General features: G+C 46.6%; 5 protein-coding genes and 1 pseudogene. 1 reads left to right on the forward strand and 5 read right to left on the reverse strand.

From position 1 onward, the window contains the following. Positions 1 to 150 precede the first annotated feature (150 nt). On the forward strand, positions 151 to 978 hold the full coding sequence (locus tag ACERC5_RS04980) for an exodeoxyribonuclease III (RefSeq protein ID WP_373658838.1): 828 nt from the start codon (positions 151 to 153) through the stop codon (positions 976 to 978). A 101-nt stretch (positions 979 to 1,079) separates the two neighbouring features. Here ACERC5_RS04980 and ACERC5_RS04985 read toward each other — a convergent pair whose 3' ends face one another. The 5 genes and pseudogenes from ACERC5_RS04985 to ACERC5_RS05005 all read right to left on the reverse strand — a co-directional run bounded on the left by ACERC5_RS04985 (position 1,080) and on the right by ACERC5_RS05005 (position 9,202). Beyond that, entirely contained in the window at positions 1,080 to 6,155 is a 5,076-nt protein-coding gene (locus ACERC5_RS04985) for a discoidin domain-containing protein (RefSeq protein ID WP_373658837.1), read from the reverse strand. Positions 6,156 to 6,313: 158 nt separating this feature from the next. Next, a complete protein-coding gene (locus tag ACERC5_RS04990; RefSeq protein WP_373658836.1) occupies positions 6,314 to 6,859 on the reverse strand; it encodes a class I SAM-dependent methyltransferase in 546 nt (181 codons plus the stop codon). A 58-nt stretch (positions 6,860 to 6,917) separates the two neighbouring features. Next, on the reverse strand, positions 6,918 to 7,901 hold the full coding sequence (locus tag ACERC5_RS04995) for a polysaccharide deacetylase family protein (protein WP_373658835.1): 984 nt from the start codon (positions 7,899 to 7,901) through the stop codon (positions 6,918 to 6,920). 18 nt (positions 7,902 to 7,919) lie between these two features. After that, positions 7,920 to 8,357: a hypothetical protein gene (locus ACERC5_RS05000; protein WP_373660314.1), complete on the reverse strand. Its 438-nt coding sequence runs from the start codon at positions 8,355 to 8,357 to the stop codon at positions 7,920 to 7,922. Continuing rightward, positions 8,299 to 9,202, reverse strand: a pseudogene (locus ACERC5_RS05005) (alpha/beta hydrolase). Before ACERC5_RS05005 ends, ACERC5_RS05000 begins: the two are co-directional and overlap by 59 nt. Positions 9,203 to 9,392 lie beyond the last annotated feature (190 nt).

Consider the following 9,392-nt stretch of genomic DNA (forward strand, 5'->3'; position numbering starts at 1 on the left):
CAATCATGGAAAAATTATGACATCAGGTTAACAACTACTAGAATTTCTTGTTTTTATGATAAACACAACAACTGTAAGCAGGCGTTATGCTCATTTTTTTATTTTTTTGATATAATAGAAAGGAACTTCTAATTTAGAAAAGGACATTTCATGAAACTGATTTCTTGGAACATTGATTCCCTCAACGCCGCCCTGACATCTGACAGCCCACGGGCTCTGCTGTCTCGAGCGGTGATAGACACGCTCGTCGCTGAAAATGCTGATATCATCGCTATTCAGGAGACCAAATTATCCGACAAGGGACCGACCAAAAAACACTTAGAGGTCCTTGAAAGCTATTTCCCAGACCATGCCATCGTCTGGCGTTCTTCTTGCGAACCAGCTCGTAAGGGGTACGCAGGGACGATGTTTCTCTACCGCAAGGACTTAAATCCAGTCGTGACCTACCCAGAAATTGGCTCACCAACCACCATGGACAGCGAAGGGCGCATCATCACCCTTGAGTTTGATGACTGTTTTGTCACGCAAGTCTACACCCCAAATGCTGGCGATGGTCTCCGTCGCCTGGCTGACCGCCAAATCTGGGACGAAAGATACGCTGACTACCTCGCTAAGCTGGATGCTATCAAACCCGTCCTTGCCACAGGGGATTACAATGTTGCCCACAAGGAAATCGACCTTGCCAACCCCGCCAGCAACCGCCAGTCACCCGGCTTTACTGATGAAGAGCGTGCTGGCTTTACCAATCTGCTGGCAACAGGTTTCACAGATACCTTCCGCCACCTCCACGGTGATGTGACAGGCGCCTACACTTGGTGGGCACAGCGCAGCCGCACCAGCAAAATCAACAACACAGGCTGGAGAATCGACTACTGGCTTGTCAGCAACCGCATCGCTGGCAAGGTCACTAAGTCTGATATGATTGACTCTGGTACTCGCCAAGACCACACTCCAATTGTCATGGAGATTAAGTGGTAAAGTAGCAACACCATCAACACCCCTCAGCAATAAGGCTGAAGGGTGTTTTGTTCTTTAGTCTGCACTAGGCAACGGTGCAAGTCATCCTTGATATTTCTTACCTACTTTGTACCGCGACGTCTGACGCTCAGTAGTCCGAGTGCCGCAAGCATACCGCCAGCACCTAAAACGAGTAAAGCGGGAAAATCACTGGTTTCTGCTTGAGTTGCTGACGCTTTAGGAGAGGAATTTGCGCTCTTCATTTTCTTAGATTCTGTAGTTATTGGATTTTTGGCACGTTCACTCGCTTGGTGATTTTGAGTAATTGCTTGCGCTGTTTCTACATTCCTTGACTGTGGGAAAGCAGCTGATATTTGACTATTTTCATCACTTTTTGTAGCAAATTCTCCAGACAGAGAGAGACTGCTTGTCAGATTATGTTCTGATGGCCTTGTTCTATCAGCATTCATCAAGCGCTGAGCTATGCCAACATTAAGTAAAGCAGCACCATCTGACGAATCTGGAGTAGGAGTTTCAGCATGTTCACTTGAACCGTCTAAATCAGAGCCATCGTCTACCGAGTCAGCTGGCGCATTAGTTGATTCGCCTGCGCTACCTGAATCAGTTCCACTTTCCGATGAATCTTCTGGTGAAGTCGGGGCAGACATATCAGGAGAATCTGGTGCTGGAGTTTCAGTTTGTTCGCCTGCATCCTCTGAACCAGAACCGTTGTCCACCGAGTTAGCTGGCGTATCAGCTGATTCACTTGCGCTATCTGAACCAGCACCACTGTCCGATGAATCTTCTGGTGAGGTCGGAGCGGACACGTCAGGTGTATCAGCACCATCTGACGAATCTGGTGCTGGAGTTTCATCTTGTTTGCCTGCATCCTCTGGGGTCTCAGGGGCTACTGTTGAATCGTCATCTTCTGCTGTACGGTCTTTCAACTTCTCCACCAAGGCCAAGGCGTCGCTAACGTCCTGAACAGTCGCAAACTTATTGGCGAGCACATTTGTTGCATACAACCAAGTATCGTTTTCAATCGTAATTTCTTTAGTGGCTAATAGCTGAGCTAAGGCTGATTTATCAACTGTTCGTGGTTGATAAACTCTGAATTCCTTGATACCTACTTCGTTAGTGCCAGGTTTTCTGGTGACAGATGCAAACTTCACATAACGAGCTTTCTGAGGTCCAAGGTCAAGCGTGACCATTGTCGTCGTGTTTTGGGTAACTTGCTTAACGTCCCTAAAATTAGTCATGTCATCTGACACGGCGATGTTAAAGGCAGTTGCCGCTCTAGAAGCATCAAATACTACCTGTACAGTATCAAAATCAGTTTGTTCACCTAAATCAACGATAAAGTAATCATGGTCATGATTCGATGACTGCCAGCGCCCTTCTGGACCGTCTGTGTCACCATCGGTCAAGCGACCACGATGGTAAGGTTTGATGTGCTGGTTCCAAAAAGCTGACTGATGACGGTAATCATAGACAGGCTTGTGCAAGGCAACATTGACCCGTTCCAGATGTTCATTGCCAACTTCAGTTGCTTCCTGAGTTCGATTATAAACCGTGATAGTTTTGATGTAACCCTCAAATCCCTTGCCGATTTCCTTGATTGGGAGGTTAAATGAGGTTCTAAAGTTCCCACGCGTGCCTAGAGGCAACCCTTCTGTATGACTAAAAGAGGCAATCTGCTCATCGTTCAAGTAAACATTGAGCACTTCTCTGGTCCCTGTTAAGGTCAGTTTGTAGACCTTACCGCTCTCCAGTTTTGGTGCGATGTGTTGTGAATAAAAATAGCGATTAAGATTGAAACCTTCAGCAACTTCACCTGCTTGTGTTCGACCTTTGGCGTTGAGGAACAAAGCCCCATCTTCTGATAAAAGCAAACTCCCCTTGTCAACATTAGTCGGTTTAAAGGTCATCTCAAGGGTGTAAGGCAAGCCCAAGGTCTGCACATCAGTCACCAGATGATTGTCTCCGTCAAATTTTAGCCATTTTTCGCCATCAAGTTCAACGATAGCCGTCCGACCTTCAGAGCGAATCCCCAAGCCGTTGGTTGACAAATCACTGACCTGATTATCCTGAGCATAGGTCGCATCAATATTTAACAGAACTTCTGTCTTTGTCTGGTAAGGCAGGTAATTGTTGCGGAGGCGTGTGGCTTCAAGGGCTTTCTGATACTCCAAAAAACTCCGAGGTGATTTCCCATTCCAAGTCTTAAAACCAATCATAGCGAGAGATTTTTCCAAACGGTAGTATAAATCGCTCTCCTCAATCCCTTCAGCATGTTCATCGCCCCACATCGCTCCCTTGGCTCCTAAAAGTAAGGGCTCGCCCTCCAATGCCTGGCGCTGGTGACTGGCAACATCCAAATTAAACACGTAAGGCTTCCAGTGGTCGAACACATACTGCTCGTTGATGATGTCTTTATGATTACGCCCGGGTGTGACATAGGTGAAGGGCTGTGGCACATTGACCACTCTAAAACCTTCATTGATACGGTCAACACTCACTGATTCGTACTGAGCCCACTCATCAAAGATAATGTCTTTGGAGACTGGGGTATTTCCTTGGAAAATGCTCAACGCTCCCCAAGTTCTGAGTGTTTTACCATGCTCTCTTGCTAATTCATTCAGCTCATTTAGATAGGTTCTAAAGGCTTCTTTATTACCGTTTTTTTGCCAATATTCATCAACACCGAGATGAATATGGTCATAGGTAAAAATACCTGCATCCAGATAACTGTTCAATAATTCTCGCACAAAACGCTTAGCGCGAGCCGTTTCTTCCGGATACACTTGTTCGTTAATGGCTAGCGCTTCTAAATCATTCGGGTGGTGAATGGGTTGACCAAGATAATCAATCTGGTCAGGATTGTTCAAGGCATAGAGTGAATACACCGCCGAATGCCCTGGTGTGTCGAACTCCACCAGTGTGTTGATCCCAGCTACGCCATTTTGAGCTTGGAATTTCTTGAATTCCTCCAAAGAATAGGCAGGATTGCCATAGGTATCACGGTAAAAATCGTACTCTCCCTCATAACGGTCATGCTTAAACGCTGACTTGTTAAGGCTTGGAAATGCGGTAGATTCCAAGCGATGGGCAGCTTCCGTCTTAGCCCATGCTTCAGCACTTGAGCGCGACCCATCCGGCCACTGGTTATCATTGATATGCAGGTGCAATTCATTGAGTTTATACCAGCGAAAGAGGTGGGAAACTTCCTCTAAAAAGTCCTGTCGCATGGGAATCCGAGCCACATCAAGCAACATGCCACGGATGGCATAATTAGGATAATCGCGATAAACACCCTTGGTCAAGTGCCCTTGCGCCTGTAACATCTGAGCAAGGGTCACGGCGGCATAGTTGAAAGCCTTGGCGTCTTTGGCAAAAACGTCAACCTTGTCCCCAATCCGCATCAAGTAGCCCTCGTCTTTTAGGTCATACTCATCCGTAAGTGTGAAACTAATTGTCGCCTGGTCTGCTGGTGCTGAAGACAATTGGTAGCCCAGAATCGTTTGCAGGTCCTTATTAAACAAGGCTGCCTGCTTAGCCAAGCCATCAGCGACATATAAGGTTGATTGTTCGTCTAGGGTCAGAATCCCTTCGCCAGGTAAAAACTCCTGAATGTCCAAAGCTAGCAAAGGCTTAGCATTTGTTCCTGTCACTGTTTCTTGATGGCTAGCAGGGATATGAATGGTCTTATTCATTTTAGATGGGATGACCAACTCACCCGTCGTTTGATGCCTAGCAGCGACAACCATGACCACGTCCATATCATTGAGGCGGTAGGTAGCCAAACGTCCTTGGTTATCCACGACATATTGATTAGCAGAGCCGATAACCTCATAGCTATACTCGTCATCGGTATCTGCCCCAACCAGCACCACACGCCCATCACGAACAATCAGATGAGCTGCTTCTAGCTTGGTGACAGGATCAACAGGTTCTTTAGCGTCTTCTGCCAACCAACCATTGACGCGGATATCCTTGACCGACACCGAATTGCCACCAGCATGGTGATTGATCCGATTGAACTGGAAACGAAGATAGCGATTGACCGCTAAAGGTTGCTCAAATACTAGGCGGTCTGTCAAATCGGCAGCCGTAGCACTGGCAGCTAGATTGGTCGACCGATGAAGCTCTCTAAAGCTCCCCTCTTGACCTGTGGCAGAGGTGAGGAGACTATAGTCTGTCGCATAAACCTTACGAAAAAAATCAATTTCTATAGCAGCTAGCTTGCCATCTGATCCTAAATCAAGCTGTAGCCATTGAGGTGTCTGCATATCGTCTGGACGGTTAGATTGCTTCATCGGCAAGCCTGCCCAACGTGTACTAGCATCCCCATCAAACGCCTGCTCAGGTGACGTGTTCGTCCCTGCCTCCACTCCCGATGCGGTTACTGGACGGTTTAGGGCAATAGCTGTCGCTGGTTTTTCTGGTTCAGTGGTGCTATTAGCAAGCAAGTAACCGTTAAGACGAATATCTTTGACCGAAACAGCATAGCCACTGGCTCCTGCATTCACACGATTGAAACGGATACGGACATGGCGATCGAGGTCTTGTGGTGTTTCTAGAGTAAAGTAATCACTCTGATCTGCAGGACCGTAGTCAGCCAGAGCAGTCCGATGCACGACCTGCCGCCAATCAGCCTCCTGCGCATCCGACTGGCTTGCTGTTAAAACCTCATAATCAGTTGAATAAACGAGACGATAGAAATCAACACGCCCTGAGATCAACTTAGCTTTCTGCCCCAAATCAATCTGCACCCACTGCGGAGTCTGTGGGTCAGTTGCTGAACTCCCCTGTTCTTTCATCTTAGGTGCAGCATAACGTGTCTCAGGATTGTGGTCAAAAGCATAATCGTGGGAAAAACGCTCCAGATCATTCAAATCAACACCTGAACTCATGACCTGCCCTTGTTTATGGTGAATTAAATCTTCAACAAGAGGTTCTCCCTCCTCCAAATTAGCTAGTCGCGTCGATGTTGACAGAGAGGGTTCAGCTAGTTGATTATACTCATCAACTGCTACGGCTCCTAAATTAGTTGTGGTTTCACTGGTCGCTTGCTCTTGAGCAAAGGCAGTGTTGACCCCCAGCAAGAAAGAGCCGATCAGTATAGAACCTGTCCCGACAGCTAATTTTCTGATACCATAACGCTGCCGTTCATCAAATAACCGATGTTTAGCTTTCATCTCACACTTGCTCCTTTTGATGATAATATAGATATTGTAAACGTATACACCATTATTATAAAGCTTACCAAGCAAAAAGTCAACTGATTATATATTGAATTTCCCAACAAAAAACATGCCTACTCTATCAAGTGGCATGTCCTCTATCGTTGATAGCCTCACTTCAGGCGGTCAATCATGACTAAAAAGGGCGGATGATTTTTTTGATTCAGCGGTTGGTAAAGCATAGCGGTAAACACCGTCTGATCTAACTGCTTAACAAAGGCAAGAACACTGTCTTTTTCCATCTCCCCACCCTCGTGACCGTAGTAAATCATTATCGATACTCTACCTCCAACCTCTAGGCGGTCAAGAATTTTTCCCAAAGCACTAATCGTTGTTTCAGGTTGTGTAATAACTGACTTGTCCGCACTAGGTAGATAGCCTAGATTGAAAATAGCTGCCCTCAAGCTGGTTACGTATTGGTCAACTTGCTCATGGCCTGCATGGATAAGGCGTACATTGGTCAAGCCAAGACTAGCCAAGCGCTCTTGAGTCTTGACTAAGGCTAACTCCTGCACATCAAAGGCATAGACCTGACCAGCCAAACCAGCCAGAAAAGCAGTATCATTACCATTACCCATAGTAGCGTCAACTGCTACCGCATCCTTATCTAAAACCTCTGCTAAAAATTCGTGCGACAGATGAATTGGTCGTTGGATCATTTTTTCCTCCAAATACATTGAACTATCGATTCATTTTACCTTATTTTTAGCTAATCTTCTAGTGGTTTAACAAAAAATCCAAAAACTCCTCAAAACTGTGGCTCTGCAAAAGACTTATCCGTGGTAATTGATAGGGATCAGACAGTTTTGATGAGGGAATGCCTGTTTGACCAGTGAAGACCAAATCTGTTTGTAAGGACTTAGCAACAGTCAGGGTATCTGCATTGTGATTGCCATAAGGAGTGGCGATGGTGGTGATGTCCTGTTTCAGGAAATCTTTAAGCCTGTTTTTAGCTGTTATAAGTTCCTGCTCTTGGTCTAATAGGCTTAACTGGCTGAGGCGTGGGTGACTTTTGGTATGGTTTTGGATAGCAAAGCCTGCTTGTTCAATATCTAGCAGTTGCTCTTTGGTTAGGTAGTTTGGTTTATCCACCCAATCACTGACGGCAAAGAGGGTCGCTGTTTGTTCATTTGCAGTGAGGATAGGCAAGACATTGTCATAAAAGTCTGCGGTGATGTCATCAAAGGTTAGTAAAATGGGTTTATCTGGTGCGGGTTGATTGCCTAACAAGATGTTCTTGTAGTCTGCTAGACTCAGCGTCGTGTAGCCTTCTTTTTTGAGGTGGGTCATTTGTGCCTCAAAGAGCGATAGAGGATACTCAAAAGGATCATCTGCAGCTGGTTGTTCAACAACCTTGTGGTAGACCAAGACAGGGATTTTTGTCTGACCGATAGGGCTGGTCATTTGGGTCTTAACAGCTAGTCCATCAAGAACAACCTCGGTGACGTCATTCATCGGGCTATGGTCTTTATAAGGTCTGCCGAGGGCAAATAGTCCAAGAGCTAAAATGGTCAGCGACAAAAGAGTCAGGCTTTTCGTCCAAAATGGGTGATAGACCTGATAGAGAGAAACGACACCGAGTAGGCTCAAACCTGTCAAGCTCCACCAAGGGTGCTCGGTCAACAGAGCAGCAGTTAGTAGCAGGAGGAAGACGATAAGGATTGCTAAGGTTTGTAAAGCTGGTGAGAGATATTTTTTCATGTGAGTTGTCCTTTCAGATTAGTTGCTTAAGACCTTGTCCAAAAAGGCTAAATGCTTGGCATAGACCTCTTGAGCGTAAGGGTTTTTAATGTCCAGCTCAAAGATGTGGTGGAGTTCGATGTCTTTTTTGTCGTAAAACTGGCTCTCAACCCTCACTCCAAGTGCCTTCAAGCGGTCAACCAGCGCCAAATTGGCAGTGGTGAAACTGCCTGTGTTGCCATCGCTGATAAAGCTGGCTGGAAAGTTGGCATCCACATGCTTAACGATTGAGGCTTCTTCGGCAATAGCTGCCTGCTCCACATCCAGCACTTGGAAGTGGGAACGGGCAAGTGGTTGAATGAACCAATCAAAGATTGCCCAACCAGTCTCTAAGCCCACTTGAATATCTGACCAAGAGCTAGCACCAATATAGGCTTTGGGAATGAGTTTTGGGCGTAAAGCCAATGGCTTTGGCATAGTCTTTATTCGTCAAGACAAGTGCTAACTGTCCTGCCAGTTGCCCACCAGCCGAATCGCCTGACAAGATGATGCTATCGGGATCAATACTATAGGTGGCCGCCTGTGCGACGACATCAGCCAGTGCTTGGTCGACTTGTGTGAGACCGTCAGGGTAGTGAGAGCTGGTAGTTGATATTGACCACGTTGTAGCCATCCTTGACATAGCGAAAGAGGTAATTCTCACGGTTCCACTTGTCGCCAGTAGCGTAGCCGCCGCCGTGGATGTAGACCAGCGTTACCTTAGCTTGTGGTGTGGTGTAAATGTCCATGGTGTTGTTGGGCAGATGAGATGGATAGGTTAGGTTGGAGTAGTTGATTCTGCCCTTTGATAGCTTTTCGGTGCGCTGGAGGTCGGCTTCTTTTGGGGGTGTTTTTTCGCTGAACAATAGCGGAGCTTGGCGGGTCATGACGTCTGGGTTGATGACATTGTAGGTTAAAAAGAGGTGACCAACTACAAGACCTAGTAGAGCAAGGCTAGCTAAACCACGTCTGACCTTGCCCCAAACGGTTTGAGGAGCTCTGCCATTTTTCAAAAGATGAGAGAGGACAAGGCTCAGGCCTGTCACGCCTGTCAAGGTCGCTGCCAGCATGGCGAGAGGGTAGCGGTCGCTCCACCAATCGATGACTAGAGCAAGGGAACTTGCCAGGCTGAATCCTTTTTGCCAGAGGGCTTGGCTACGCAGGAAGCGGTAGGTGAGGAGGGCTAGCAGGAATGGAACGATAGTCGCAGGCTGGTGGAAAAGGACATACAGCCCGAGGCTGAGGGTGAGGATGAGGCTGTCGATGAGGTAAAGATAGTTCATAAGAGCGTCCTTTCTAGTTTTGACTGTACAAATGTACCACCGATATGGTAGAATAACAAGAAAAAGCCTGAAAAGGCACCCCTTTTCTGTACAATTTTTATAAAGTGTTTTTGTTAAGCGATAACTCGCTTAACCATAGGTGTTTGGTAATCGAGACTACCGTGAATGCGATGATGGTTCCACCAGTGGA

Source organism: Streptococcus sp. E24BD (genome assembly GCF_041807825.1).
In the GTDB taxonomy this organism is placed as follows: Bacteria; Bacillota; Bacilli; order Lactobacillales; family Streptococcaceae; genus Streptococcus; species Streptococcus entericus.

Coding starts and splice junctions, on each gene's coding strand:
- ACERC5_RS05000 (WP_373660314.1), bottom strand. CDS start 8,357: ATGCCAAAGCCATTGGCTTTACGCCCAAAACTCATTCCCAAAGCCTAT.
- ACERC5_RS04990 (WP_373658836.1), bottom strand. CDS start 6,859: ATGATCCAACGACCAATTCATCTGTCGCACGAATTTTTAGCAGAGGTT.
- ACERC5_RS04995 (WP_373658835.1), bottom strand. CDS start 7,901: ATGAAAAAATATCTCTCACCAGCTTTACAAACCTTAGCAATCCTTATC.
- ACERC5_RS04985 (WP_373658837.1), bottom strand. CDS start 6,155: ATGAAAGCTAAACATCGGTTATTTGATGAACGGCAGCGTTATGGTATC.
- ACERC5_RS04980 (WP_373658838.1), top strand. CDS start 151: ATGAAACTGATTTCTTGGAACATTGATTCCCTCAACGCCGCCCTGACA.